Origin of the sequence: Streptomyces viridochromogenes DSM 40736, from assembly GCF_000158955.1 — a bacterium.
In the GTDB taxonomy this organism is placed as follows: Bacteria; Actinomycetota; Actinomycetes; order Streptomycetales; family Streptomycetaceae; genus Streptomyces; species Streptomyces venetus.
Window position 1 is genome coordinate 3,261,858 of sequence record NZ_GG657757.1, and the last position, 25,801, is coordinate 3,287,658.

Consider the following 25,801-nt stretch of genomic DNA (forward strand, 5'->3'; position numbering starts at 1 on the left):
GGGATACGTGTGGGGCTCGAAAAAGTCGGCATAACTCTGATGCGTTCGGGTAGCCGCGCGCCCATGGCTCCACCACAGAGAAGCCCACTGAGAAGTCCGGAACCCATGTCCCAGACCGTGTCCGGATCTGCATCCGGGCCCACACGCCGGTCGCTGCTCGCGGGGGTCGCGGCGCTCGGCGCGCTGGGCGCCGCGGGATGCAGCCGGGTGGCCACCGCGTCGAGCACGAAGGGCGGCGACCTGCTCGGCCGGCTCCGGGCCGCCGGGGTCGTCCGTCTCGGTATCGCCGGCGAGATCCCGTTCGGCTTCATCGACAAGAACGGCGAGCTCACCGGCGAGGCACCGGAACTGGCCAAAGTGATCTTCAAGCGCCTCGGCATCGACCGGGTGCAGCCCGTGCCGACCGAGTTCGGCTCGCTGATCCCGGGACTGAACTCCCAGCAGTTCGACGTCGTCGCCGCCGGAATGTACGTCAACCCGGAGCGCTGCGAGCAGGTCATCTTCTCCGATCCCGACTACCAGATGCTCGACGCGTTCATCGTGCGCAAGGGCAACCCGAAGGGGCTGCACAGCTACAAGGACGTCGTCGCGAAGAAGGCGAAGTTCGCCACCGGGACCGGCTACGCCGAGATCCAGTACGCCGTCGAGGCGGGGTACAAGGAGAGCGAGATCCTCATCGTCCCGGACCAGGTCGCGGGTCTGAACGCCGTCGAGGCGGGACGCGTGGACGTGTTCGCCGGTACGGCGCTCACCGTACGCGAGGTGGTGAAGAAGTCGGCCAAGGCGGAGTCGACCAAGCCGTTCGCCCCGCTCGTGGAGGGCAAGCCGCACGTCGACGGAGGCGCCTTCGCGTTCCGGCCGACCGAGACCAAGCTGCGGGACGCCTTCAACGTCGAGCTGAGCAAGCTCAAGAAGAGCGGTGAGCTCTTCCGCATCCTCGAGCCGTTCGGTTTCACCAAGGCCGAGATGACGGATCTGACCGCGAAGGAGCTCTGCGGCGGATGACCTCGGGACTGTGGGAACTCGTACTCAAGGGCGTCTGGGTCACGATCCAGCTGCTCGTCTGCAGCGCGCTGATGGCGGCCGCCGTGTCCTTCGTGGTCGGCGTCGCGCGCACCCACCGGCTGTGGATCGTCCGCTTCCTGGCGGGCTTCTACACCGAGGTGTTCCGCGGGACCTCGGCCCTGGTGATGATCTTCTGGGTGTTCTTCGTGCTGCCTCCGGCCTTCGGCTGGCAGCTGGTGCCGCTGTGGGCGGGCACGCTCGCGCTCGGCCTGACCTACGGGGCGTACGGCTCGGAGATCGTGCGCGGCGCGCTGAGCGCGGTCGACCCGGCGCAGAAGGAGGGCGGGATCGCGCTCAGCTTCACGCCCTGGCAGCGGATGCGGCTGATCCTGCTGCCGCAGGCGGTGCCGGAGATGATCCCGCCGTTCTCCAACCTGCTCATCGAGCTGCTCAAGGGCACCGCCCTGGTGTCGATCATGGGCATGGGTGACCTGGCGTTCAGCGGCAACCTGGTGCGCCTCGCGCTCCAGGAGAGCGCGGAGATCTACACGTACATCCTGCTCATCTACTTCGTCATCGCCTTCCTGCTCACCCGCGTGATGCGCGGGCTGGAGAAGAAGCTCAAGGGCGGAGTCGGCAAGCCGGTCGGCAGTACGGCCGACCAGGAGCTGAGCCGTCCGCAGACCACCGGTGTGGGAGGTGCCGTCTCGTGAACTGGGACTGGAGCGCGGTATCCGACTTCATGCCGGACTTCTGGAAGGGCCTGCTGGTCACCCTCCAGATCCTGCTTCTCGGCTCGCTGATCTCGTTCGTGCTGGGCCTGGTGTGGGCGCTGCTGATGCGGGTGCCCTCACGGTGGGTGACCTGGCCCGTCGGGGCGGTCACGGAGTTCGTCCGCAACACCCCGCTGCTGGTGCAGCTGTTCTTCCTCTTCTACGTGCTGCCGGAGTGGGGCCTGACCTTCTCGGCGCTGAGCACCGGTGTCTTCGCGATCGGGCTGCACTACTCGACGTACACGATGCAGGTCTACCGGGCCGGCATCGAGGCCGTGCCGGTCGGCCAGTGGGAGGCGGCGACGGCGCTGAACCTGCCGCTGCGACGGACGTGGACCGCGGTGATCCTGCCGCAGGCGGTGCGCCGGGTGATCCCCGCGCTCGGCAACTACGTCATCGCGATGCTCAAGGACACGCCGATGCTGATGGCGATCACCGTCCTGGAGATGCTGGGCCACGCGCGCCTGTTCTCGCAGGAGCACTTCCAGTTCACCGAGCCGCTCACGGTGATCGGAGCGGCCTTCATCGTCATTTCCTATCTGGCCTCCCTTCTCCTGCGAGCCCTGGAGCGACGCCTTGTCCACTGACACTCTTCCCAACCCCGAGAAGAACCCCGCCAAGGGTGACGGCGAGCTGATCCGGCTGGAGCAGGTCACCAAGCGGTTCGGCCAGAACACCGTCCTGGACCACCTGGACTTCTCCGTCGAGGCCGGCAAGCACGTCACCCTGATCGGGCCGTCCGGCTCCGGCAAGACGACGATCCTGCGGCTGCTGATGACCCTGCTCAAGCCCGACGAGGGCACGATCACGGTCGACGGGCAGAAGCTGTTCCCCGCCTCCGACAAGGAGGTGCGCGAGGTCCGCAAGAAGATCGGGATGGTGTTCCAGCAGTTCAATCTGTTCCCGAACATGACGGTGCTGCGGAACATCACGGAGGCGCCGGTCACCGTCCTCGGCATGTCGAAGGACGAGGCGGTGGAGCGGGCCAAGGGCCTGCTGGAGATGGTGGGCCTGGCCGACAAGTGCGACGCGCACCCGGCGCAGCTGTCCGGCGGGCAGCAGCAGCGGGTGGCGATCGCCCGGGCGCTGGCGATGCGGCCGCAGGTGCTGCTCCTGGACGAGGTGACCTCCGCGCTCGACCCGGAGCTGGTCGCGGGTGTCCTCGACGTGCTCAGGGACATCGCCCGGTCCACGGACATCACGATGCTCTGTGTGACCCACGAGATGAATTTCGCCCGGGACATCTCCGACCAGGTGCTGATGTTCGACTCGGGCCGCATCATCGAGGCGGGCGCACCGGAGAAGATCTTCAGCGAGCCGGAGAAGGACCGGACGCGGGAGTTTCTCAGCGCGGTGCTCTGACTACACCGTGTGACCAGGCACGACGCGGGGTCCTGTGATCGGGGCATGCTCCTGGCATATGCCAGCGGGTCAATGCCCCAGTCCGGGGCCCCGTGAATCTTGTCAACCCCCGCTCTCCACAAGCCCATTGTTCGTTATCGTGGAGGGGATTCGCTGTCCGGATTTCGGCCCAACAGCAAGCGCAGGGGGAGACCACCGTGGCGCTGAAGCACGAGCCGCCGACCACCCCGTACCACTCGGCGCAGGAAGCCCTGCGCGTCCTGGAGACCGTGGCGCGGAGCTCCACCGGAGTCTCCGACGCCGACCTCGTCCGGCACACCGGCATCGGACCGGAGCGACTGACCGCGCTCCTGCGGATGCTGCGCCGTGAGGGCTACGTCGAGCAGATCGCCGACGGCGCGTACGTCACGGGCGAGACCCTGACCCGCCTCGGTTCCGCCCACCACCACAAGCAGACCCTGCGCGAGAAGCTCCAGCACACCCTCGACCGGCTGCGCGACTCGGTCGGCGCCGCCGTCTACATGAGCCGGTACGTCGACGGCGAGATCAGCATCACCCAGTACGCCGACAGCCCCGCCACTCCCAAGGTCAACGAGTGGGTCGACTTCCGCTCCTCGGCCCACGCCACGGCCATCGGCAAGAGCCTGCTCACCCAGCTCGACCACGCCGGGCGCCGCGACCACCTGGCCCGGCACAAGATGGCCCGCCTCACCTCGCGCACCATCACCAGCGACCGGCTGCTGCTGTCCCGGCTGGAGGCCCAGCCACCCACCGTGCCCGTCCTCGACCTCCAGGAGTACGCGGTGGGCACGGTCTGCGCCGCCGTCCCCATCACGGCCGGCTCCTCGGTCGGCTGCCTGGCCCTGTCCCTGCCGGTCGAGCACGCCCACCGCCTGCGCCAGGCCGCTGACGCCCTCAACCGCAACGCGGCACCGGTGCTGCTCTCCATGGCGATCTAGACCCGTCTCGGGTGGTCAGAAGCACCCCCCGGGACCGGGTAGTATTTTCCCGTCGCCCACCGCGGAACACGATTCCGGCGGTCGGCGGGAGTCATGCGCCGCTAGCTCAGTTGGTTAGAGCAGCTGACTCTTAATCAGCGGGTCCGGGGTTCGAGTCCCTGGCGGCGCACCGGTGAAGGGCCTCTCGTGGGAGCGGGAGGCCCTTCGGCGTGTTCGAGGTCAGCGCTGGTCAGCCTGCGGTACACGCCCTCCCCCGGCGGCCGCCACCACACCGGATCCGCGCATCGGACGCCCTCCTTGCGCAGCGCCGCGCGGTGGATCTTGTTCGTCGCCGTCACCGGCATCCGTTCCACCACCCGCACGAACCGGGGCGCCATCTTGGTGCCCAGGTCGGGCTGGGAGAGCAGGAACTCCGCGAAGGACAGCGGGTCGAACGTTCCGGCGACCGTCGCCATGACCTGGTCACCGGTCACGGGGTCCGGCACCGCGTACACGGCGACGGCGGCGGCTCCCTCGTAGCGGGCGAGGATGTTCTCGATCATCGCGGCGGCCAGGTTCTCGCCGTCGACGCGGAGGCGGTCGTCGGTCCGGCCGGCGAAGTAGAGGTAGCCGTCGATGTCCCGGTAGAAGAGGTCGCCCGTCCAGTACCAGCCTCCCCCACTCTCGGCTTCGCTCGAGCGGGGGGACCCCCATCCGCGCCGTTCCGCCTCCGCCGCCGGGTTGCGCCAGTACCCCTCGAAGGGGTTCGGCCCCCGGTTGACCAGCTCGCCGATCGCCTCGTCCCCGTTGAGCAGCCGCCCCGCCCCGTCGAAGCGGGCCGGCGGGCACTCCTCGCGGGTCTCCTGGTCGAGGACGACGAGCCCGGGTGCCGCCCGGCCGACCGCCCCCGCCGGTGTTCCCGGCGACCACCGCACGGCCGCCCCGCCCTCCGACGACCCGTAGCCCTCCACCAGCCGCACCCCGAACCGCCGCTCGAAGGCCGCCGCGTCCACCGCGCCCGCCTCCGTGCCGAAGCCCAGACGGAGCGGGTTGTCGCGGTCCCCGGGGCCCGGCTCGGTGGCCAGCACGTACTGGATGGCCCGGCCGACGTAGGTGAAGTACGTCGCCCCGTGGCGGCGTACGTCCGGCAGGAAGCGGGACGCCGAGAAGCGGCGGCGCAGCGCCACGCCCGCGCCGGTGACGAGGGCGGGTGCCCAGCCCGCGATCACCGCGTTGCCGTGGAACATCGGCATGCACAGGTAGTGCACGTCGTCCGGGGTCAGGGAGAACTGGCCGGCCAGCGCGCGTCCGGCGGCCGCCAGACGGCCCTGGGAGCAGAGCGCAGCCTTGGGGGCGCCGGTCGAGCCGGAGGTGAAGTAGAGCAGGAAGCGGTCGTGCGGGGTGGCGCGGGACGGGTCCGGGCGGGCGTCCGCATAGGGGGTCAGGAGGTCGGCGTACTCCGCCGTGTCCGTGAGCAGCAGGCGCACTCCGGGCAGGTCGAGGCCCTGGAGCAACGGCAGGTGGGCCCGGTCGGTGACCAGGATCCGGCACTCGGTGTGCAGGATGTCGCGGGCGAGTTCGGCGCCCCGGCGGGTGGGGTTGACGCCGGCGACGGCAGCCCGGGCCAGGGCCGCCGCGCCCAGCCACAGGGGGAACTCGGGGGTGTTGTCGAGCAGCACGCCGAGGTGGGGTTCGGCGCCGGGTGGCAACAGGTCGGCGAGGAATGCCGCCCGGGCGGCGGCCCCGGCCGCCACCTCGTGCCCCGTGAGCACGACGTCCTCGCACCACAGCCCCGGCCGGTGGTCACCCCACCGGGCCGCCACGAGCTCCGCGACCGTGTGCCCCGTAGTGGACTCCATGACGGCGCACGGTAATTGACATGACGTCAGATGTGGAGCACTACGGCTGCGGGAAGTCACCCGCGGCGGAGAACATCGCGTACGTCACGGCCATGAAGCCGACGGCGAAGAGGATGAACGTGCCGAGGAAGGCGAGCAGGCATCCCGTGCCCGCCGCGAGCCTCCCTGGCGTCGGGGGCCTGGCCGTGGCGTGCTCCGGGCGGTCTGCCGGGTAGTGCACGGTGACGATGTCGCCCTCGAGGGTCGTCCCCGGCCCGCCCCGCTCCTCGAACCGGACGCCGCGGCCGTCGCGGGTGGTGAACGCGTAGACGTGGTGCAGAGTCGTGTGCACCGAACTGTCGCCGCCACCACTCGTCGTGGTGTACGTCCGCAGACAACGTGCCTCGGCGGTCAGGCCGCTGCTCCAGGCGCGGCCGACCCGGACGGAGCGGCGGATCACCGCGACCACGGCGCAGGAAGCGACCGCGATCATGAGCATGGGCACGACGTAGAACAAGACTTCCATGAGCTCCCCCGAGGCCTGCGCGGCCATCGGTCGGCCGGCGTGGGAGGAACCTACCCACGCCGGCCGCGCCGGTGACTCAAGAGAACCTCAGAAGGTCACGTCCGAGCATGCGTAGAACGCGTTGCCCGTGTCGGCGATCGTCCACACCGCGAGGATGACGTGATGACCACTCAGCCCGGTCGGCAGCCTGCCGCTGTGGGAGAGCGTCGACGGGGGCCGCTGGCCGTTGTACGGCACGGTGAAGAACGGTGTGAGGTTGAGGTCGGACCGGGCCAGGTTGTGGTTCTGGTTCCAGCCCGGCTTGGTGACGTAGTACTTGAAGTCGGTCGTGGCGTGCATGGCCGTGAACTGCCAGCGGAACGTGTAGTTCTGACCGCCCGTTACCCGGGTTGTCGGCCAGGCCCCGCCGGACGGCGTCCGGGCTGCGCTGAGCTGGCCGAACTGGCCGAGGCCGGCGTTGCAGATCTGCCCGTCGGCCGGTCCGGAGGCCGGGAAGCCCTTCGGGCCCTCGACGCTCTGCGGTTCCCACTGGATGGATCCGCAGTTGGTCACCGTGCCGTTCTGGCAGAGCTTCTGCCGGCTGACGGGGAGGTCGGTGTAGCCGTGGCCGCTGGCTCCGCCGGAGGAGAGTACGAGGGCTCCGGTCGTGGCCAGTCCCACCGCGGCTGCGGACAACTTGGTCCTGGTACGCATGCTGCCGCTCCTGGAGAACGTGGGGGATGTTCAGTGAGCCGTGCAGGTAGGTCTAGACCAAGTGTGAATGTATGGGCATCAGTTGAACATGTCCATACCAATCACGGGGCTGTTTCTCCCCGCCCCGCGCAGAACGCCACCGTCAGGTCCTTCACCAGCGCCTTCCGCTCGTGGTCGTCGAGTTCGACCAGGCCCCGCATGGTCAGCCGGGTCAGCGTGTCCTCGGGGTCGTACTCCACCCGGAGCGGCTGCACCGAGAACACCTCCAGGCCCACCGGTTCCGTGTCCGCCGCCACCAGCCGGGTCAGTGTCTCGGCCGCCGCGTCCGGGGCACCCTTCGTCCCGCCGGGCATCTGGACCGGCACCCGGGCGAGCGCCGCCTCGACGCACTCGCGCAGATACCTCTCGTGGTCCTCGACGACCAGGGTGGCCCGCGCGGTGTCCCGCACCCGCCACACCACCAGCACGACCGCCCGCAGCGCGACCCCGCATCCGTCGGCGGCGGGCATCGGCTCGCTGCGCCAGTGCCGCAGCCGCACGTCCACCCGGCGGCGCAGCCACAAGGGGTTGACCCACAGCAGGCCGGAGCGCCGGACGGTCCCCCGGTACCGGCCGAACAGGTCGAGCACCCACGCCCGCCCGGTGCGGCCCCGGGCCAGTCCGCCGAACCCGAAGAGACCGAGCGCCCCCGCTGCCGTGTACGCCGCCCACTGCGCGGGACCGAGCCCGGCCCCGGCGTGCGCGGGCAGCCGCAGTGCCTCCAGCGCGAGCGGCGGCAGCACCCCGGCCCACCACGAGGTGGCCACACAACCGGCCGCCCCGCACACCCCGGCCAGCACACCCGCCGCACCGGGCAGCACCCGCGCGGGGCGCTCCACCAGGTCGGGGTCGAGATACGGCACCGGACGCGGCGTCACCGCCGCCGCGCGCCCGAGGCGCGGCTGCTCCCCCGTGCCCTGCCTGCGGCCCACGACCGCCGGCTTCATCGGTCCCGGCGCCGGGTCGGGCTCGTCGCGGAACAGCAGGTGGACGGGGATCTCGGTGGTGGACTCGTTCTGGATGAGCCGGCCGGGCCTGCCCGGCGCGTCGGCCGGTCCGTCGGGCTCGGACGTGTGGGACGTGCTCGTACTCATACGTGCCTCCCCTAGGAGAAGAGCCGCCGCCAGGTCTCCGGCCCCGGGAAGCCGTCCGCCGCTCCGCCCCGCCAGCCCTGGGTGCGCTGGAAGGCCTCGACGGCTCGTCGGTCCGCCTCGCTCCAGCGCGGGCCCGGCTCGGCCGTGTAGAACCTGCCGAACCCCTTCCGCACGAGTTGCCTCCGCATCCGGGTGATGTGCGGGTTGGCCTCTCCGGGCCGGAACATCGCCCGCCCGGGGTAGCCGGGGACGTCATGGGAGGAGGGCCGCGTCCCGACCGCCCCGGCCTTGACGTCCTTGCCCCTGCCGGTGACCAGCAGATCCCAGGTGCGCGGGCCGGGCAGTCCGTCGGCGTCGGCGCCTTTCCAGCCCTGGGCCCGCTGGAAGGCCCGGGTCGCCCGCCGGTGGGCGTCCGACCAGCGCGGTCCCGGACCCGAGCGGTAGGCGGCGCCGGCTCCGCGGGCCACGAGCATGCGGCCGAGCCGCAGGACGTACCCGTTGTTCGCGCCGGGGCCGAAATACACGGCTCCCGGGTACGGCGTGGCGGCGGCCGGGGCGCCCGGCAGCCCCCTGTCCGACCCGGGGGCCGGTCCCGAAGCCGCTCCCGAAACCGCGCCCGGGGCCGCTCCCGAAGCCGGTCCTGAAACCGCGCCCGGGCCCGGTCCCGGGTTGTCCGCCCCCGAAGCCGGTCCCGGTTCTGCCCCCGGACCCGTTCCCGAACCTGACCCGGAGTCCGGTCCCGCGGCCGGCCCGGAGTGCGCCCCCGAGTCGGTCCCCGAGCCGGACCCCGAGTCCGGCCCCTGTGCCGGCTCCTGGGTGATGCCCTTGTAGCGGTAGGGGACGTACCGGTGGGAGTCGGTCCAGTAGGCGTAAGGGGTGGCCTTGCGGCGGGTGTGGGGGCGGGCCTGCTCGTAGGCCGTGTAGGAGGTGCGGGCGGAATTCGTCCAGCCGCCGAAAATGGTGACGTGCGAGCCGCTCTGGGCGTTGGCCGGATTGTGGAACAGCAGAATGTCGCCCGGCTGGAGTTCCTCCTTGGAAATCCGCTCGGCGTATTGCGCGAGACTGCCCGTCCATTCGTTTCCGGGCAGCTTCCAGGCCATGGACACATAGCCCGAACAGTCCTGCCGGTAACCGTCGGACCAGTACTTGTTCATGCTGTACGGCACCTTCGCGGCGACCCAGGTCCTGGCCCGGCTGATGATCTCCGCGCGGGTGATGGCCACGGGTTCGCTGGAGGTGGAAGGCTGGTCCCGACGGGCGTCGGGGCCGTGCAGCGGTGCCGTGTCACCCTGGGGGGTGTCACGCTCGTCACCTGCGGAAACACCGGAACGATGCGATACGGGCGGGACGGCCACGGCCGGGACGGCGTGGCTCGCACCGAGCGCCGCCGAGGCCATGGCGGCCAGGGCGAGGGCCCGGCGCGCGGCCGGATGGGCGGTGATGCGGCCGGTCCGGGAACGCGGCAGGGCGCGGCGCCAGTGGACGCAGCCGGGGCAGTCGCAGTCGCTCGCCGGGTCGATTTGCTCGAATACCGGAGACTCCATGCGATTCCCCTCACACTTCCGGTGGAAACAGCAGCGCCAGTGCGCGTCCGGGCGGGACGTCGTCAGTTTCGCAACTGTCTTCCGGACGCGCATGCTGACGGTCCGAATGATGTAACGGAGCGCCTTGACCGGCCGCCCCAGGCCCCGGGTCGGGTGGTCAGGAGCACCTCCGGGCGTCCTGTAGAGTTATGACGTCAGCGAGCGCCGCTAGCTCAGTTGGTTAGAGCAGCTGACTCTTAATCAGCGGGTCCGGGGTTCGAGTCCCTGGCGGCGCACCGACCGAAGGCCCCTCGCGGAAGCGGGGGGCTTTTCGCATGCCCGTGGTCGGTCCTGGGGCGGTCCGGCCGCTACCCTCTCGCCATGGCAGCGCGCGACCTCCAGGAGCGGATCAAGAAACTCATCATCGACCGCCGGCTGGCCTCCGGGGCCCCGCTGCCGACCGAGCCCGAGCTGATGGAGTACCTCGGCGCGAGCCGGAACTCGGTACGGGAGGCGCTGAAGGCGCTCCAGGCGATGGGCATCGTGGAGATCCGGCACGGCTTCGGCACCTACGTCGGCCCGATGTCCCTGGCCCCGATGATCGAGGGCCTCGCATTCCGCACGGTCGCCGGGCACTACCGGGGCGAGGACTCCCTGCTCCAGCTGCTGGAGCTGAGGGAGGCCGTGGAGACGGGGCTGGTGTCCCGGCTCGCCGGCCGGATACCGGATGCGGATCTCGTTGAACTGGGCGCGCTGGTCGACCGTATGGAAGAGGAGGCCGCGCACGGAGCCGGTCTCGCCGAGACCGACCGGGCCTTCCACGCCACCCTCTACCGGGGGCTGGACAACGTGTTGCTGAGCGAGGTCCTGGAGGCGTTCTGGGATGCCTTCCACCGGGTCCGTACGGACCTCGGGGGCGAGCCGCAGGACCCGAAGGTGACCTGCCGGCAGCACCGGGAGATCCTCGACGCGGTCAGATCCGGTGATGCGATGCGCGCGGAGGAGGCCATAAGAGAGCACTTCGGGAACATCCGCGCCCGCCTGTCCACAACCGCTCCACAGATCCCCCACACCCGTCACAATGAACGCGTATGACCGGTAAACACCGCGTTTCGCGTCTTGCGATCATGATGGACGCCGTAGAACCCTGGTTTTCTGGTTTTTCAAGATGCCGCGGATTCACGGCAGTTGGGGGGCAAAAGGGCCGGTTGCCGACCGGGCGGGGATAGGGGCCCCGTTCGTGGAGCGATGCCGAGGGGGGCATCATGCAACCGGAAGGTCGCGCTGCCATGTCTATAAGGTGTGGAAGACGTGGTGACCGCGATCCACCACTGATACGTCTGTGAAGGTCGAGGGGGACCTGTCGCAGGCGGAAGCAAGCGACGAAACACGCGGCTTTCCGCGTGTGGGGGGATGACTCATGACGTCGAGGCCGACGGGCGCCCGGCAGGACCACGACCCGTCCCAGACCACCCAGCTCAGGGTTCCGGCACACCGGATGAGCACCACGGGGACATTCAGGCGAATCAAGAAGACTCTGCCGAGATACGACTACGAGCACTACAGCCGGCTCGCGGGCCCCCTCACTCAGCCCGACCCCGGCAAGCCGTACAAGGTGCAGTACCGCTCCCTCATCTCACAGGAGCCGCACCGCATACGCGTGGCCCTCATGCTGGCCGCGGCTCCGGTGCTGTCGCTGGTGCTGCTGTTCTGGCTGCTCCAGCCCGAGCACTGGACCGAGCGCGACTATCCGGCCTTCGACTGGCTGCCCGCGCTCGACATGGTCATGCTCGTCTCGATCGGTCTGATCGAGTTCTTCCGCTGCATGAACGTGCTGTCGAACGCGCACGCGACGCTGGTGGCGCGCGACCCGATCCCGGTGGTGCCCGAGACCGGCACCAGAGTGGCCTTCCTCACCTCCTTCGTGCCCGGCAAGGAGCCGCTGGAGATGGTGACGAAGACCCTGGAGGCGGCCGTGAAGATCCGTCACCGGGGCCTGATGCACGTGTGGCTGCTCGACGAGGGCGACGACCCCGACGTGAAGGCCGTCTGCCAGCGCCTCGGCGTGCACCACTTCTCCCGCAAGGGCGTCGCGAAGTGGAACCAGGCCAAGGGCCCGCACCGCGCCAAGACCAAGCACGGCAACTACAACGCCTGGCTGGAGGCGCACGGCGACGAGTACGACTTCTTCGCCTCCGTCGACACCGACCACGTGCCGCTGCCCAACTACCTGGAGCGGATGCTCGGCTTCTTCCGCGACCCGGACGTCGGTTTCGTCATCGGCCCGCAGGTCTACGGCAACTACGACAACCCGATCACCAAGGCCGCCGAGTCGCAGCAGTTCCTCTTCCACGCGCTGATCCAGCGCGCCGGCAACCGCTACGGCTCCCCGATGTTCGTCGGCACGTCCAACGCCGTGCGCATCAAGGCGCTGAAGCAGATCGGCGGCCTGTACGACTCGATCACCGAGGACATGGCGACCGGCTTCGAGATGCACCGCCACAAGAACCCGGCGACGGGCAACAAGTGGCGCTCCGTCTACACCCCGGACGTGCTCGCCGTCGGTGAGGGCCCCAGCGCCTGGACGGACTTCTTCACCCAGCAGATGCGCTGGTCGCGAGGGACGTACGAGACGATCATCGGGCAGTACTGGAAGGGCTGGTACTCGCTTCCGCCGAGCAAGCTCTTCAACTACACGATGATGATCATCTTCTACCCGATGTCGGCCCTGAACTGGATCCTGGCCGCGCTGAGCTGTGCGCTGTTCCTGGGCATGGGCGCCTCGGGTGTGAACATCGACCCGGCGGTCTGGCTGATGCTCTACGGCAACGCCTCCGCCCTGCAGATCGGCCTGTACGTCTGGAACCGCCGGCACAACGTCTCGCCGCACGAGCCGGAGGGCTCCGGCGGTGTGGCCGGCATGGTGATGTCCGCGCTGTCGGCGCCGCTGTACGCGAAGGCGCTGTTCGACTCCGTGCTGCGGCGCAAGAGCAAGTTCGTGGTCACGCCCAAGGGCGACTCGGCGAGCCCGGACCGCTGGTTCGGGACGTTCCGCTACCACTGGTACTTCATCCTGATCTTCGGCGCGTCGATCACGGCCGGCTTCGTCTTCGGCCACTCCCACCCCGCGATGATCATCTGGGCGACCTTCGCACTGCTCATCACCGCCTCGCCGGTCTTCGCCTGGCGCTGGCAGTTGCGGCAGGACGCGAAGAAGCCCGCCGCCCCCGCCGGGGAGCAGCCACAGGACCCTGCCGGGCCGCCCCGGACGCAGCCGCTGCCGATCCCGCAGCAGCAGGCGCCCCACGCCCCGCAGCAGAAGCCCAGCTGGGCCGCCGGCCCCGGCGGAAACGGGGAGGTCGGAGGATCCGACCAGACCATGCAGATCGCCCTTGGTGGACTTGGGGGACGTAAGGAATGAACGACCGTGCAGGCCGCCGCCGGGCCCGTCGACTCGCGATCGGCACGGCGGTGGTACTCGCGCTGGCCGGGATGAACGGGCCGTGGCTCTACCGCTTCAGCACCGAGAAATACCACCAGTACACAATCAACAAGCCGGAGTACAAGGCCGCGAACGGCAAATGGGAGATCGTCGATTTCCCCGAGGAGTACCGGCAGAACACCATCCACGCGGCGCTGCTGCGCACCGGCAAGGTGCTGCTCGTCGCGGGGTCGGGAAACAACCAGGACAATTTCGACGCGAAGAAGTTCGACACCCGGATCTGGGACCCGGTCAAGGGCACCATCAAGAAGGTGCCCACCCCCGCCGACCTGTTCTGCACCGGCCACACGCAGCTCTCCAACGGCAACCTGCTCATCGCGGGCGGCACCAAGCGGTACGAGAAGCTCAAGGGTGACGTCACCAAGGCCGGCGGCCTGATGATCGTCCACAACGAGAACCCGGACCAGCCGATAACCCTGCCCGCGGGCACCAGGTTCACGGGCAAGAAGAACGGCAAGACCTTCGTCTCCAAGGACCCCGTCCTCGTGCCGCGCGCGAAGAAGGTCTTCGACAAGGCGACCGGCAGGTTCCTGCGCAACGACCCCGGGCTCGGCCGTATCTACGTCGAGGCGCAGAAGCGCGGGCAGAAGTACGAGACGGGCACGCAGGACAACTACCGCGTGAGCGGCCTCAAGGGCGACGACGCCCGCAACACCTACGGCATCGCGCAGAAACTCGCCCTCGACAAGAAGGACTTCCAGGGCATCCGGGACGCCTTCGAGTTCGATCCCGTGGCAGAGAAGTACATCAAGGTCGACCCGATGAAGGAGGCCCGCTGGTACCCGACGCTCACCACCCTGAGCGACGGGAAGATCCTCAGCGTCTCCGGCCTCGACGACATCGGCCAGCTGGTCCCGGGCAAGAACGAGGTCTTCGACCCGAAGACCAAGAAGTGGACCTACACCGGCAAGGTCCGGCAGTTCCCGACCTACCCGGCGCTGTTCCTCATGCAGAACGGCAAGGTGTTCTACTCGGGTTCCAACGCGGGCTACGGACCGGACAACGTGGGCCGCGAGCCGGGCGTGTGGGACGTGGACACCAACAAGTTCGCGAAGATACCGGGCCTGAGCGACCCCAAGCTGATGGAGACGTCCGGCACGGTGCTGCTGCCGCCGGCCCAGGACGAGAAGTACATGGTGGTCGGCGGCGGTGGCGTCGGCGAGTCCGAGCAGTCCAGCGAGAAGACCCGGATCGTCGACCTGAAGGACCCGGACCCGCGCTTCAAGGACGGCCCGTCCCTGGAGAAGGGCACCCGCTACCCGAACGCCTCGATCCTGCCGGACGACAGCGTGCTGATCTCCGGCGGCTCGGAGGACTACCGCGGCCGCGGCGACTCCAACATCTTCCAGGCGCATCTCTACGACACGGCGAAGAACGACCTCAGGCGGGTCGCCGACCCGCTCGTCGGCCGCAACTACCACTCCGGGTCGATCCTGCTGCCCGACGGCCGCGTGATGTTCTTCGGCTCGGACTCGCTGTACGCCGACAAGGCCAACACCAAGCCGGGCAAGTTCGAGCAGCGCATCGAGATCTACACCCCGCCGTACCTGTACGGCGACGGGAACCGGCCCTCGCTGTCCGGCGGGCCGCAGACCATCGAGCGCGGCGGAACGGGCGTCTTCACCTCCTCGGACGCCAAGTCGGTCAAGAAGGTCCGGCTGATCCGCCCGAGCGCCGCCACGCACGTCACGGACGTCGACCAGCGGTCGATCGCCCTGGACTTCAAGGCGTCCGGCGACAAGCTGACGGTGACCGTGCCGGAGAACCGGAACCTGGTCCAGGCAGGGTGGTACATGCTGTTCGTGACGAACGCCGACGGGACGCCCAGCAAGGCTCAGTGGGTCAAGGTGCCGTAGGAATCGGCTGGTTGGGGGCGCTCTCCGCTGCGGGGGGGGCGCCCCTTTCGCATGTCCGGATGACGGGAAACGCCCTTGACCCGTGCACCTGCTGTGGTGTGCTCTCGGGTACGACATCGGCAACGTGTGTGGTCAACGGTGGCGGGGGAAACGGGAGATGACCGAGCCGACCACGTCGGATCCGGTGGCCGAGGACGTCCTGGCCGCCGCGACCGTCCAGGTCACGGGCGCGGACGGACACATCGGTGGCCTGGGCGTGATCGTCGCGCCCACACTGGTGCTGACCTGCGCCCATGTCGTCCTGGACGCCGCGGGCCTGCCGACGCGGCGGGAGGACCGCCCCGAGGGCCCGGTGCGGGTCCGGCTGGCCCTGCGTGCGGGCGAGGAGACCGAGGCCGTCGTACGGGACTGGGTCCCGGTACGCGCGGACGGCAGCGGGGACGTGGCCGTCCTGTCCCTGTCCCGCCCGCTGCCGCAGGCCCGGCCGGTCGTCATGGTGGCGCCCAGGGACGTCTGGGACCACACGGCCATCGTTTTCGGACTGCCGAGGGACGACACGGGCGGCGGCTGGCACACGGCCCGGCTGCGGGGCGGCACCAGAACGGGCCGACTGCAGATGTCGCCGCTCGACGGACAGACGGACCCGGTCCAGCCCGGCTTCAGCGGCTCGGCCGTGTGGGACGACGACCTCGGCGCCGTGGTCGGCATCGTCGCCTCGATCTCGCCGGCGCACCGCGGGCAGAGCTTCTGCATCCCGACCCGCACGGTCCTCGACGAGCTGCCGCAACTGGCCGAACTGCTCGCGCCCGACTCCCCGTTCCCCGGCCTGCGCCCCTACACCGAGGAGCACAGCGCGCACTTCTTCGGCCGGGACGAGGACGTCACCGCGGTGATCGATCTGCTCTGCCCGCGCGGAACCTCACCCGACGGCTGTGTGACGCTGACCGGCCCCTCCGGCTCCGGCAAGTCCTCCCTCCTCATGGCGGGCGTACTCCCCCGCCTGAAGGAGCAGGACGTAGAGGTCGTGACGCTGCGTGCCGAGGGCCGCCTGCCGGACGCGTCGGTGGTCCGGGACGAGTTGCGCGCCCACCGGTCGGCCCCCGGACTCGTCCTGGCGATCGACCAGGCGGAGGCCCTGCTGCTGCGCCCCGAGGAGGAGCTGCGCGCCCTGGTGGACGCCCTCCTCGACGCCTGCCGCCACCCCGGCGTGGCGGCCTTGGTGGCGCTGCGCACCGACTTCCAGGACACGGCCCTGCGCCACCCGGAGCTGAGCCGCCTGGTCGGCGGGGCGCCCGCGCACCAGCTGGGCCTGATGACCCGCGAGCAGCTCACCGAGGTGGTCCGGCTGCCGCTGCGGGCCTTCCCCGGCGTGGAGTACGACAGCGGACTGGCCGACCGGCTCATCGACGACGCGACGGGCCGTCCCGGAGCCCTGCCCCTCCTCGGATTCGTCCTGACCACCCTGTGGGAAAAAAAAGGTCGGCGGCCGGCTCCGCCTCGACACCTACCTCGAACTGGGCGGCTTGGGCGGGGTGTTGAGCAGCAGGGCCGACTCGGCGTGGCAGCGGGCGCTGCGCGGTACGACGCCGGAGACCGCGGCCGGGCTGCTCCGTGCACTGGTCCAGCTCCCACCCGGCGGCGGTACGGCCCTGCGTGCCCGGCTCGCCCGCCGGGACGCCGGTGAGGAGCGGTGGGCCGTCGCCGGCGCGCTCGCCGAGGAGCGGGTCCTCGTCCTGGGTGCGGATCCCGAGCGGGGCGAGACGGTCGAGCTGGCCCACGAGGCCCTCATCGAGCACTGGCAGCCGCTGTCCGATCAGTTACGGGAGGACCGCGCGTTCCTCACCTGGCGCGGGGAGCTGCGGTACGACCGCGCCCGGTGGTGGCGGGAGGGGCGGCCGGACGGGCTGCTGCTGGAGGATCCGGCGCTGCCGGTCGCGGAGCGGTGGCTGGACGACCGTGGCGGTGAACTGACCGCCGAGGATCGGGAGTTCATCGAGGCGAGTGTCGGGCTGCGGGCCCAAAAGCGCCAGGAGGCCGCGAGGTCCGAGCGCCGGAAGCGGTATCTGCGCGTGCTGTGGGCCGTGGTGACCGTCCTGGCCGTGGTGGCGGCGACGGTGGTGTCCGTGCTGTACCTGAATCTGCTGAAGGAGCAGCGGCGGCTGGCGTCGGACCGGCTGGCGCAGCAGGCCGCGAGTCTCGACGGTACGTCCCTGACCGTCTCCTCCCTCTTCGCGGTGGGGGCGTATCGGGCCGAGGCCCGGGCGGACGCGCGGTCCGCGCTGCTCGCGCAGTACTTGCGGTTGCAGGATGTGGACCGGGTGGTGATGGAGGGGCGTCAGGACGTCGACGACGTCGCGCTCACGGGTGACGGCTCGTCAGCGTACGCGGTGCTGGCCAACGGCGACTTCGTGCGGATGGACCTGCGGGGGAAGAAGCGGCCGAAGCCCTCCCTCTTCTCCACACGGCACGACACCGAGCGGATCGCCGTGTCGGCCGACGGGCGAAGGGTGGCCCGGGCGAGCGACTGGGGTCTGGTCACCCTCGGCGTACCGGTCTCCTCGGACCTGGACAAGTTCCGGACCATCGGCCTGCGCAAGGTCGATGCCGCCAAGAAGAACCCACGCTCCCCCCACGATCTCCGCTTCGACGGGGACGGGAAGCGGATTCTCGCCACGATCCCCGGTGAGGGCGTGCTCATGTGGGAGACGAAGGACGGCCGGCGCACCGGCCGCCCCCTCGTCCCACCACGCGGCTGGGACGCCGCACAGGCCTGGTTCGGCGCGGACGACACGGTGGTGGCACGGATCGTGCCCTCCGGCGCGTCAGCGGACGACGCGCGGGGCCGGCTGGTCTCCTGGGACCTGGACGACGGTTCGCTGCACCGCCCCTGGGACGAGCGCGCCACGGCCTCCGCGACGGTCAGCGGCAACGGCCGCACCCTGGTCACCTGCACCGAGCAGGGCGCACTCGAGGCATGGCGGCTGGGGACCACCCCGAAGCGCTTCCAGAGCTGGAACAACAGCACCTTCCAGGGACTGTGCCCGCTCTACACGCCCCGGCTCGACGCCACCGGTCGCTACCTGGTCAACCCCACCGGGCGCATCGGCACCGACCTGGGCCGGATGCGGTTCCTCGTCATCGACCTGGAGAGCGGCTGGCCCGCCACCTTCGACACCCCGGCCGCCGCTCCCGAGGACCAGAACATCACCGGGCGCGGTTTCGCTCCCCCGGTCGCCCTGGCCGGCCCGCCCGGCGACCTGCGTGCCATCGTCGGGGTCGGCGGCAGCATCGTCACCGTCCGCGTCAAGCCGCCCACGTCCTTCGACACCAACGCCCTGCTCAACCGCATCCGCACACCGGACGGGCAGAGCGGCAGGATGGCGGTCGTGGATTCCAAGGGCACGGGACTGCAGTTGTGGAACCTGGCCGACCACCGTCTCCTCGCGACCGCGCGACCGTCCCGGGAGCTGGCGCGTATGTACGCGGCCTTCAGCCCGGACGGGCGGCGGATGCTGACCATCGCCGAGGACGGGCGGACGGTCCTCGTCTGGCGGATCGACGGCTCTTCCCTCCGGGAGGAGCACGTCCTCGAACTGCCCGCGCCCGAAGGCATCACGGCTTCCGGCCCGGACCCCATGACGGGGCTCGTCCCCTCCTGGATCAACCTGAGCTTCTCCGACAGCGACCACGCCGTGATCTCGGGGCTGTCGTACGTCTCCCGCTGGGATCTGAGGAGCGGCAAGCCGGACGGCGAGATCTACCGGCCGCCCGTCCAGGACCGTGCCCAGATCGCCAACGAAGCGGCCGGCACCTACGCCACCGCCCTGCCGGGCAAACCCCAGGCGGTGGTGCGGACGGTGGCCGAGATCGGCGTCTGGGACTTCACCACCGGCGAGTTCAAGAGGTGGATCAAGAGGGACGACGGGGACCGGTCGATGCGGTCGTTCGTCCTCTCCCCCGACGGCAAGGTGCTCGCCATGCAGTACGCCGGCGGCCAGGTACGACTGTGGGACGTCGAGAAGAAGAAGAAACTCCCCGACCTCACCTACAACGGCGTCTACTACCTCGGCCGCTTCCTCGGCGACCGCCTGCTCCACACGACCACCGCCACCGGCGAGCAGGTCGTCTGGGACGTGGACGACCGCCAGGACACCTACCGCTACTACGTGGGGTACGGCTCGGTCCTCTCACCGAGCACCGACGGCAAGAACCTCACGATCGTCGACGGCTCCCGCACCTCCACCATCCCGCTCGATCCGGAACGCTGGATGGACCGGCTGTGCGCCCTGGCGGGGCGGGAACCGACCGAAGACGAGAAGAAAGTGGCGGCCGACCGGGACCAGGTCGAGGACGTCTGCACCGACTTCTAGGAACTGGCCTTCGCGAGCTTCAGCGCGTAGTCCGCCCACCACTGCCCCGCCTTGGGCCCGCCCTTGCACTCACCGTCCGACTCGCCCGGCCGCTTCACCCACAGGTACGCGTCGACCAGCGGGTCCGCCGTCTTCGTCGTCGGCGTCTCGCCCAGCGCGCGTCCCGGCGGGTTGCACCAGCGCTCGTCGGGGTTGCCGCCGGTGTAGGGGCCCTTGCCGTTGCGGCTGGTGTCGACGACGAAGTGCTTGCCGCCGACCTTGGCGGAGAGCTGCTTGCCGTAGGAGACGGACTCCTCGGTGGAGTAGAAGTTGGAGACGTTGACGGAGAAGCCGTCGGCCTGGGCGATGCCGGCCCGGTTCAGCGGCTCGAAGATCTGGTCGGGGTGCTGCCAGCCGGCGTTGCCCGCGTCCAGGTACACCTTGGTGTCCTTCAGGGACTTCAGCTTGCCGACGGCGCCCTTGAGGAGGTCGTAGCGCTCCTCGTGGAACTGCTGCGGGGTACAGCCGTCGACGAGGTGCAGCAGCGCGTCCGGTTCCAGGATGACCGTGGCCGGCCGGTCGCCGATGCCCGCCGCCACGCCGTCGAGCCACGCGCGGTAGGCGTTGCCGTCGGCGGCGCCCCCCTGTGAGTACTGGCCGCAGTCGCGGTGCGGGATGTTGTAGAGGACGAGCAGTGCCCTCCGGCCGGCCTTGTCGGCGGCCTCGGTGAAGCCCCGGGTCTGCTCCTCGGGGTTGTCCGGGCCGATCCACTCGGCGACCGGCTGCTCCGCTATCTTCCGGATCTGCTCGGCGTCCTGCTTCTTGCCGGACTTCTCCAGGTCAGCGAGCTGCTGGGCCGCGGTGCCGTCCGGGTTGACCCAGAACGGGGCGGTCCCCTTGGGCCGCTGTGTGATTCCGGCGCCCGCGTCGGCGTCCTTGTCCGCTCCGTCCCCTCCGCCGGACGAACATCCCGTGATCAGCAGTGCCGCCCCCAGCACCGCTGTGGAGATCCGCCTCGCGGCGGACGCCCCGACCCCCCTGCTGCCGTACATCCAACTCCCCCTTGGGTGCACCGTTCCAAGTCTCAATCCTGACATACGTCCCGCGACGCCCACGAGGCCGAAGCCGACCTGCGCGGATGACGCAGCGCCACCGTATCGGGACTTGGCGTCATTCAACCTCTAGGCCGGGGTGGCCCTTTGGTTCTAGAGTCTTCTCAGCAGCGCCCGGCTCCGGCCAGAGATTCACCCGCCGTGGCTCCCGCGGCCTCCCGCGCAGCTCGCCGGGTTACTCCCGCAGCCCGTGCGCGCGGTCGAGGACCAGCCCGGTCGGCGACTTCAGGGGGAGCGGGTCGCCGGCCGGGTCAGGTGGCCGCACCGGAGGCGCTAACGGCCGGTTCCCGTCAGGTACGCCGAGACGACCACGTTCGCCGTGTAGCTGCGGGTCGTACGGTCGTAGCTGCCGCCGCAGGTGATCAGGCGCAGTTCGGCCCGGCCCGACTTGCGGGGCCCGTAGGCCTGGTGGGCGTCGAAGCGGTCGCGGGTGAGGACCTGGACGGACTCGACGGTGAACTCGGCGACCTCGGTGTCGGCCCGGACCACCCGGATCGTCTGGCCCGGCCGCATCGCGCTGACCTTGTAGAAGACGGCGGGCCGGGACCGGGTGTCGACATGACCGACCATCAGCGCGGTTCCCGGCGCCCCGGGTGCCGCCCCGCCCGCGTACCAGCCGACCACGCCCGGCTGGTCGTACGGCGGCGGATCGAGCGCCCCGCGTGCGTCCAGGCCGCGTGCCACCACGGGTGCCTGGACACCGAGTCCGGGGATGTCGACGCGCTGCGGCAACGCGTCGTCCAGCGGCCGGTGCGCGGGGGGCAGTTTCACGTCCGGGGGTCTTCCGGCCGCCGCCATGTCACCCGTGGCGGGCGCGGAGACGCCGTGCCGTACGTCGGTCACCTCACGGCCCCACAGCCACAGCCCGAGCAGCAGCACCACCCAGGCCACACCGGCCAGCAGACGGCCGGTGCCCGAGGAGCGTCCCTTGATCTGATCCTGGTAGGACATCGTCATCCCGTTCCACGGCCGCGACGGAGGCCGCCCAGCGCGATGACCAGCGCGGCGACGCCCGCGAGCAGCAGGCCGGTCATGCCCTGGGCCGTGCCGGGGCTCACTCCCCGGGCCGTGTCGGGGCCGGTCCCGTGGTCCGCCGCCGCGACGAGGTCCGCCGCGCCACCGCCGCCGGCGGCGACAGGGGCGACGGGCGAGGCGTGCGCGCCCGGCCGCCGCGAGACGGACGACTGCCCGTCATACCCGGGCGCGGACGGTTGGCCACCCCCCTCGGGCAGGGGCGGCTGCCCGGCGGTGCCGGGAGCGGGGGGCCGGCCGGCGGTGCCGGGCGCGGGAGGTTGCCCGGCCGTGCCGCCGGGAGGCGCAGGGGGCTGCCCGGCCGCGGGTGGTGTGAGGAGTTGCCCGGCCGGGCCTGGCGCGGGGGGCTGCCCGGCGGACCCGGGCGCCGGGAGCCGACCGGCCGTCCCCGGTGCGGGAGGCTGACCGACCGCCCCAGGCGCGGGGGGCTGACCGGCCGACCCTGACGCGGTTCCGGGCGCGGCTCCGGACTCGGCTCCGGACGCGTGCGGCTGTTGTCCCGCGCGCCTCCGGACGGTGAACGTGCCGGTCCGTTCGGCGCCCCCGCAGGTGACCCTCACCGTGTACGTGCCCGGCACGACCGTGGAGCGGACGCGGCTCTCGCCGGCGACTTCACCCTCGGTGACGGCGACGAGCCGCGCGTCCGCGACGAACGCGGCCGAGGCGGCGACGGCCGTCCGCTCCGCGCAGTGGGTCACGCGGAGCGTGACGTCACTGCCGGGCGCGGGGAACGCCGGGATCACCGAGACGCCCCCCGTGTCCGCCGCGTACGCCGCCGGGGTCAGGGCGGCCACGGCCAGGGCGCTCGTACAGACAGTGACTCTCAGGGAACCCATCGTGAACCTCCAGACGACTGGAGCCTCCCCCGCACGAGGGGTCATCGCATCCTCCGGGACGCGAATTCTGCTCCGTACGGGTGACGACGGGTTTGGGCGCGGACGGGCCGCTTTCGGAGGTCGGCCCAGGTCAGACCCGGTCGACGAGGTCCGCGATCGAGTCCACGACCTGCGACGGCCGGTACGGGAAGTCCTCGACCTGCTCGGGCCGGGTCAGCCCGGTGAGCACCAGGAACGTCCGCATCCCGGCCTCCATGCCGGCCAGCACGTCGGTGTCCATCCGGTCGCCGATCATCGCGCTGGTCTCGGAGTGCGCCCCGATGGCGTTCAGTCCGGTCCGCATCATCAGCGGGTTCGGCTTGCCCGCGAAGTACGGCTTCTTCCCGCTCGCCTGGGTGATCAGCGCGGCCACCGCGCCGGTCGCGGGCAGCGGACCCTCGGCGGACGGGCCGGTCTCGTCGGGGTTGGTGCAGATGAAGCGGGCGCCGTCGAGGATGAGCCGCACCGCCTTCGTCATGGCCGTGAAGGAGTACGTACGGGTCTCGCCGAGGACGACGTAGTCCGGCTCATGGTCGGTCAGGATGTAGCCGATGTCGTGCAGCGCGGTGGTGAGGCCCGCCTCGCCGATGACGTACGCCGACCCGCCCGGCCGCTGGTCGTCCAGGAACTGGGCGGTGGCCAGGGCCGAGGTCCAGATGCTCTCGATCGGCACCTCCAGGCCCATGCGGATCAGCCGGGCGTGCAGGTCACGCGGGGTGTACATCGAGTTGTTGGTGAGGACCAGGAAGGGCTTCCCCGACTCGCGCAGCTTCTTCAGGAAGGCGTCGGCGCCGGGGATCGGCACACCCTCGTGGATGAGCACACCGTCCATGTCGGTGAGCCACGACTCGATGGGCTTGCGGTCTGCCATGTGCGGGATCTCCTGCCGTACGCGGTCCAGGCAGCCCAAGCCTAAACAGTGGCCAGATCTTCCGGAACGGTCGGCTTCCGGCGTCCCGAGTGGCGGGACGCCGGCCCGCCGGCCCGCCGGCCCGTCTCAGCGGCGGCGGCGCGCGAGGAGCAGGACCCCACCTCCGGTGAGCAGCACGGCAGCGGCCCCGACGACCTTGATGCCGGCTCCGGTGCGGGCGAGCTCCTCGGCGAACGGGAACCGGTCCTCGCGGGGCGGGACGGTGCCCTCGGACTCCGGGGCGGTGGCCTCGGACTCCGGCGGGGTGGCTTCCGACTCGGGCAAGGTGGCCTCTGTCTCCGGGTGGGAGTCGGTCCCGCCGTCGTCGCCCGTATCGCCGCCGTCGACCGGGCCGCCGCCCTCGATGCCGAACCGGTAGTCGTTCGACTGTCCGACCCAGTCGCCGTCGTCGTCGTGCCGTTGGACGACGGCGGCGTTGGCGGTGACGTCGTTGGGCACGGCGTCCGAGGTGAGGGCGAGCCGCACCCGCACGGTGACGGTCTTCCCCGGCCCGACGGTGAACCCGGCGAACCGCGCCTCGTCGTCGGCCAGTGCCCCGACGAGTTCGTCCTCGCCCGTCTTCTCGAACCGCACGGCGTGGGACCGCGCCCCGTCGAAGAACTCCAGCCGGGGCTGGGACGGCTCCAGGGCCCGCTTGGCGTCGACGAGCACCACGACGGGGTGGATGCCGGTGCAGGGCCGGTCGGTCGTGTTGGTCAGATCGAGGTACCAGGTCCCGAACCCGCCCCCGGCCGCGTAGGAGTCCGGCCCGCCGTGGACGCGGGTGGTGAGCGGGAACGTGTGGTCGTCGGGCGCGGCGCAGGCGGGCGCCGGGTCGTCCGCGTACGCCGGGTGGGCACCGGGGAGCAGGACGGCGGCTGCCGCCGCCAGGCAGAGGTGAGCGGGCGTGCAGAGTCGCATGGCCATGTGACATTGCCGGTCGAGGCCGACCGCAAGCGACACGGCCCGCGACGCCCCCCGAACGGCGGTGCGGATCCGCCCGCCCGGCGGACATCCGGAGCCGGTACGAACCACACTCGCGCCCGCCACCTCGGACCGCCCCCCTCACCCTCCCGAGCCTCGGCCCCCTCAAGCCGCCCACCCGGCGAACATCCGCAGCCGGTACGGACCGCACACGCGCCCGCCACCTCGGACCGCCCCCTCACCCTCCCGAGCCTCGGCAGCCCTCAGCCGTCCCTCCGCCCGAACACGGGCCCCAGCACCAACTGAGCCGCCCCCACCGCGACAACTCGCCCACCGCCCGTCGCGAGGCGTACCGGTACCGCGTCCTGCCCCGTCCGCCGGGCCCTTGTCTCCAGTACCGCGCCGACCCCGCGCACGAAGGGCTCCGGCGTCGTGGCGACCGTGCGGCCGCCCAGCAGGACGATGTCGATGTCGAGGAGCCCCACCAGGTTCGCCGCCCCGGCGCCCAGGACACGTGCCGCCTCCTCCGTGTCGCCGTGTGCCACCGCCGCGAGGCACAGCGCCTCGACGCAGCCGCGGTCGCCGCAGGTGCACGGCGGGCCGTCCAGCTGGATCACCTGGTGGCCGAACTCCCCCGCCCCGGTCCGGGCACCCCGGTGCACGCTGCCCCCGATCACCAGACCGGCCCCCAGCCCCGTACCGAGGTGCAGGTAGGCGAAGGAGCCGCCCTCTCCCCCGGCGGCCAGTCCCACCGCCGCCGCGTTGGTGTCCTTGTCGATCACCACCGGCACCCCGAGCCGCTCCACCAGCGCCTCCCGCAGCAGGAAGCCGTCCCACTCGGGGAAGCCCGTCACCCGGTGCAGCACGCCCCGGGTGTGATCGAGCGGCCCGGGCAGCGCGACGCCCACGCCGAGCAGGGAGCCGGCCCGGGCGAGCGCACCGGCCTCGGCGCCCGGGACGGCGGGCAGCACCCCGGCCGCCGTCTCCCGCACCACCCCGGTCACCGCCGCCAACACGGCCCCCGCCCCGGCCCCCAGGTCCAGCGGGGCCCGCCGCTCCCCCACCACGGCCCCGCGCAGGTCCACCAGCACGACCCGCACCTCGTCCCGGTCCAGGTGCACCCCGACCGCGTGCCCCGCCTCGGGCACCAGCCGCAGCATCGTGCGCGGCTTGCCCCCGGTCGACGCCCGGCGCCCCGCCTCCGCCGCGAGACCGTCCTCCCGCAGCCGGGCCGTGATCTTGCTGACCGCCTGCGGGGTGAGCCCGGTCCGCTCGGCGAGTTCCAGCCTGCTGATGCCGTCGGTCCCGGCCGTCCGCAACAGGTCGAGCACCAGCGCGGTGTTGTGGCTACGCAGGGCGAGCAGGTTCACCCCGCCCCCGAGCCCTCCCGTCCCTCCCGTCGCTCCTGTCCCACCTGCCCCTCCCAGCCCTCCTGCCCCGCGCATGCCGC

The 25,801-nt window shown here is 71.1% G+C and carries 20 protein-coding genes, 2 tRNA genes and 1 pseudogene; 12 read left to right on the forward strand and 11 right to left on the reverse strand.

The genetic code is table 11. From position 1 onward, the window contains the following. Window positions 1-105 precede the first annotated feature (105 nt). From ehuB to SSQG_RS14275, 6 genes are all read left to right on the forward strand, one after another. Complete coding sequence (ehuB, locus tag SSQG_RS14250; RefSeq protein ID WP_003990475.1) at window positions 106-1,005, forward strand: ectoine/hydroxyectoine ABC transporter substrate-binding protein EhuB; 900 nt, start codon at window positions 106-108, stop codon at window positions 1,003-1,005. Next, window positions 1,002-1,718, forward strand: a complete 717-nt coding sequence (gene ehuC, locus SSQG_RS14255) for an ectoine/hydroxyectoine ABC transporter permease subunit EhuC (protein WP_003990476.1) — start codon at window positions 1,002-1,004, stop codon at window positions 1,716-1,718. Before ehuB ends, ehuC begins: the two co-directional genes overlap by 4 nt. Continuing rightward, a complete protein-coding gene (ehuD, locus tag SSQG_RS14260; protein ID WP_003990477.1) occupies window positions 1,715-2,365 on the forward strand; it encodes an ectoine/hydroxyectoine ABC transporter permease subunit EhuD in 651 nt (216 codons plus the stop codon). Before ehuC ends, ehuD begins: the two co-directional genes overlap by 4 nt. Continuing rightward, complete coding sequence (ehuA, locus tag SSQG_RS14265) at window positions 2,355-3,140, forward strand: ectoine/hydroxyectoine ABC transporter ATP-binding protein EhuA (protein ID WP_003990478.1); 786 nt, start codon at window positions 2,355-2,357, stop codon at window positions 3,138-3,140. Before ehuD ends, ehuA begins: the two co-directional genes overlap by 11 nt. A 197-nt stretch (window positions 3,141-3,337) precedes the next feature. Next, on the forward strand, window positions 3,338-4,099 hold the full coding sequence (locus SSQG_RS14270; RefSeq protein WP_039932685.1) for an IclR family transcriptional regulator: 762 nt from the start codon (window positions 3,338-3,340) through the stop codon (window positions 4,097-4,099). A gap of 95 nt (window positions 4,100-4,194) precedes the next feature. Further along, window positions 4,195-4,268 (forward strand) — tRNA-Lys (locus tag SSQG_RS14275). On the opposite strand, the gene SSQG_RS38515 is transcribed toward SSQG_RS14275, so the two are convergent. The 5 genes from SSQG_RS38515 to SSQG_RS14305 form a co-directional block, all read right to left on the reverse strand. Next, on the reverse strand, window positions 4,234-5,937 hold the full coding sequence (locus SSQG_RS38515) for an AMP-binding protein (protein WP_078506851.1): 1,704 nt from the start codon (window positions 5,935-5,937) through the stop codon (window positions 4,234-4,236). The two genes, SSQG_RS14275 and SSQG_RS38515, sit on opposite strands and share 35 nt — an antisense overlap. Before the next feature lie 40 nt (window positions 5,938-5,977). Continuing rightward, complete coding sequence (locus tag SSQG_RS14290; RefSeq protein WP_003990481.1) at window positions 5,978-6,442, reverse strand: DUF3592 domain-containing protein; 465 nt, start codon at window positions 6,440-6,442, stop codon at window positions 5,978-5,980. An 87-nt stretch (window positions 6,443-6,529) separates the two neighbouring features. Next, a complete protein-coding gene (locus SSQG_RS14295; RefSeq protein WP_003990482.1) occupies window positions 6,530-7,135 on the reverse strand; it encodes a lytic polysaccharide monooxygenase auxiliary activity family 9 protein in 606 nt (201 codons plus the stop codon). A gap of 101 nt (window positions 7,136-7,236) precedes the next feature. Then, window positions 7,237-8,268: an SPFH domain-containing protein gene (locus tag SSQG_RS14300; RefSeq protein WP_039932689.1), complete on the reverse strand. Its 1,032-nt coding sequence runs from the start codon at window positions 8,266-8,268 to the stop codon at window positions 7,237-7,239. Window positions 8,269-8,279: 11 nt separating this feature from the next. After that, window positions 8,280-9,812, reverse strand: a complete 1,533-nt coding sequence (locus tag SSQG_RS14305) for a peptidoglycan-binding protein (protein ID WP_003990484.1) — start codon at window positions 9,810-9,812, stop codon at window positions 8,280-8,282. Window positions 9,813-10,013: 201 nt separating this feature from the next. On the opposite strand from SSQG_RS14305, the gene SSQG_RS14310 reads away from it, so the two are divergent. The 6 genes and pseudogenes from SSQG_RS14310 to SSQG_RS43670 all read left to right on the forward strand — a co-directional run bounded on the left by SSQG_RS14310 (window position 10,014) and on the right by SSQG_RS43670 (window position 19,519). Continuing rightward, window positions 10,014-10,087 (forward strand) — tRNA-Lys (locus SSQG_RS14310). Window positions 10,088-10,172: 85 nt separating this feature from the next. Beyond that, complete coding sequence (locus tag SSQG_RS14315; protein ID WP_003990485.1) at window positions 10,173-10,886, forward strand: FadR/GntR family transcriptional regulator; 714 nt, start codon at window positions 10,173-10,175, stop codon at window positions 10,884-10,886. Window positions 10,887-11,211: 325 nt separating this feature from the next. Further along, window positions 11,212-13,212, forward strand: a complete 2,001-nt coding sequence (locus SSQG_RS14320; protein WP_003990486.1) for a glycosyltransferase family 2 protein — start codon at window positions 11,212-11,214, stop codon at window positions 13,210-13,212. Further along, a complete protein-coding gene (locus tag SSQG_RS14325) occupies window positions 13,209-15,149 on the forward strand; it encodes a kelch motif-containing protein (protein ID WP_003990487.1) in 1,941 nt (646 codons plus the stop codon). The genes SSQG_RS14320 and SSQG_RS14325 overlap by 4 nt, the downstream gene beginning before the upstream one ends. Before the next feature lie 157 nt (window positions 15,150-15,306). Next, window positions 15,307-16,566: pseudogene (locus tag SSQG_RS42695) on the forward strand (serine protease); the annotation flags it as partial. A 118-nt stretch (window positions 16,567-16,684) separates the two neighbouring features. After that, window positions 16,685-19,519: a WD40 repeat domain-containing protein gene (locus SSQG_RS43670; protein ID WP_338117252.1), complete on the forward strand. Its 2,835-nt coding sequence runs from the start codon at window positions 16,685-16,687 to the stop codon at window positions 19,517-19,519. On the opposite strand, the gene SSQG_RS14335 is transcribed toward SSQG_RS43670, so the two are convergent. The 6 genes from SSQG_RS14335 to SSQG_RS14360 all read right to left on the reverse strand — a co-directional run bounded on the left by SSQG_RS14335 (window position 19,516) and on the right by SSQG_RS14360 (window position 25,796). After that, window positions 19,516-20,550, reverse strand: a complete 1,035-nt coding sequence (locus tag SSQG_RS14335) for a glycoside hydrolase family 6 protein (RefSeq protein WP_003990490.1) — start codon at window positions 20,548-20,550, stop codon at window positions 19,516-19,518. The two genes, SSQG_RS43670 and SSQG_RS14335, sit on opposite strands and share 4 nt — an antisense overlap. Window positions 20,551-20,883: 333 nt before the next feature. Then, a complete protein-coding gene (locus SSQG_RS14340; RefSeq protein WP_003990491.1) occupies window positions 20,884-21,567 on the reverse strand; it encodes a class F sortase in 684 nt (227 codons plus the stop codon). Beyond that, on the reverse strand, window positions 21,564-22,478 hold the full coding sequence (locus tag SSQG_RS14345; protein ID WP_003990492.1) for a hypothetical protein: 915 nt from the start codon (window positions 22,476-22,478) through the stop codon (window positions 21,564-21,566). Before SSQG_RS14345 ends, SSQG_RS14340 begins: the two co-directional genes overlap by 4 nt. A 130-nt stretch (window positions 22,479-22,608) precedes the next feature. After that, window positions 22,609-23,388, reverse strand: coding sequence for an HAD-IIA family hydrolase (locus tag SSQG_RS14350; RefSeq protein WP_003990493.1), 780 nt, complete (start codon window positions 23,386-23,388; stop codon window positions 22,609-22,611). Between the two features lie 126 nt (window positions 23,389-23,514). Continuing rightward, complete coding sequence (locus SSQG_RS14355) at window positions 23,515-24,354, reverse strand: hypothetical protein (protein WP_003990494.1); 840 nt, start codon at window positions 24,352-24,354, stop codon at window positions 23,515-23,517. A 260-nt stretch (window positions 24,355-24,614) separates the two neighbouring features. Further along, window positions 24,615-25,796: an ROK family transcriptional regulator gene (locus SSQG_RS14360; protein WP_039935055.1), complete on the reverse strand. Its 1,182-nt coding sequence runs from the start codon at window positions 25,794-25,796 to the stop codon at window positions 24,615-24,617. Between the last annotated feature and the right edge of the window lie 5 nt (window positions 25,797-25,801).

Coding starts and splice junctions, on each gene's coding strand:
- ehuC (WP_003990476.1), top strand. CDS start 1,002: ATGACCTCGGGACTGTGGGAACTCGTACTCAAGGGCGTCTGGGTCACG.
- SSQG_RS14295 (WP_003990482.1), bottom strand. CDS start 7,135: ATGCGTACCAGGACCAAGTTGTCCGCAGCCGCGGTGGGACTGGCCACG.
- SSQG_RS14315 (WP_003990485.1), top strand. CDS start 10,173: ATGGCAGCGCGCGACCTCCAGGAGCGGATCAAGAAACTCATCATCGAC.
- SSQG_RS38515 (WP_078506851.1), bottom strand. CDS start 5,937: ATGGAGTCCACTACGGGGCACACGGTCGCGGAGCTCGTGGCGGCCCGG.
- SSQG_RS14360 (WP_039935055.1), bottom strand. CDS start 25,796: ATGCGCGGGGCAGGAGGGCTGGGAGGGGCAGGTGGGACAGGAGCGACG.
- SSQG_RS14300 (WP_039932689.1), bottom strand. CDS start 8,268: ATGAGTACGAGCACGTCCCACACGTCCGAGCCCGACGGACCGGCCGAC.
- SSQG_RS14325 (WP_003990487.1), top strand. CDS start 13,209: ATGAACGACCGTGCAGGCCGCCGCCGGGCCCGTCGACTCGCGATCGGC.
- SSQG_RS14345 (WP_003990492.1), bottom strand. CDS start 22,478: ATGGGTTCCCTGAGAGTCACTGTCTGTACGAGCGCCCTGGCCGTGGCC.
- SSQG_RS14355 (WP_003990494.1), bottom strand. CDS start 24,354: ATGGCCATGCGACTCTGCACGCCCGCTCACCTCTGCCTGGCGGCGGCA.
- SSQG_RS14335 (WP_003990490.1), bottom strand. CDS start 20,550: ATGTACGGCAGCAGGGGGGTCGGGGCGTCCGCCGCGAGGCGGATCTCC.
- SSQG_RS14305 (WP_003990484.1), bottom strand. CDS start 9,812: ATGGAGTCTCCGGTATTCGAGCAAATCGACCCGGCGAGCGACTGCGAC.
- SSQG_RS14340 (WP_003990491.1), bottom strand. CDS start 21,567: ATGACGATGTCCTACCAGGATCAGATCAAGGGACGCTCCTCGGGCACC.
- SSQG_RS14320 (WP_003990486.1), top strand. CDS start 11,212: ATGACGTCGAGGCCGACGGGCGCCCGGCAGGACCACGACCCGTCCCAG.
- SSQG_RS14350 (WP_003990493.1), bottom strand. CDS start 23,388: ATGGCAGACCGCAAGCCCATCGAGTCGTGGCTCACCGACATGGACGGT.
- SSQG_RS14290 (WP_003990481.1), bottom strand. CDS start 6,442: ATGGAAGTCTTGTTCTACGTCGTGCCCATGCTCATGATCGCGGTCGCT.
- ehuB (WP_003990475.1), top strand. CDS start 106: ATGTCCCAGACCGTGTCCGGATCTGCATCCGGGCCCACACGCCGGTCG.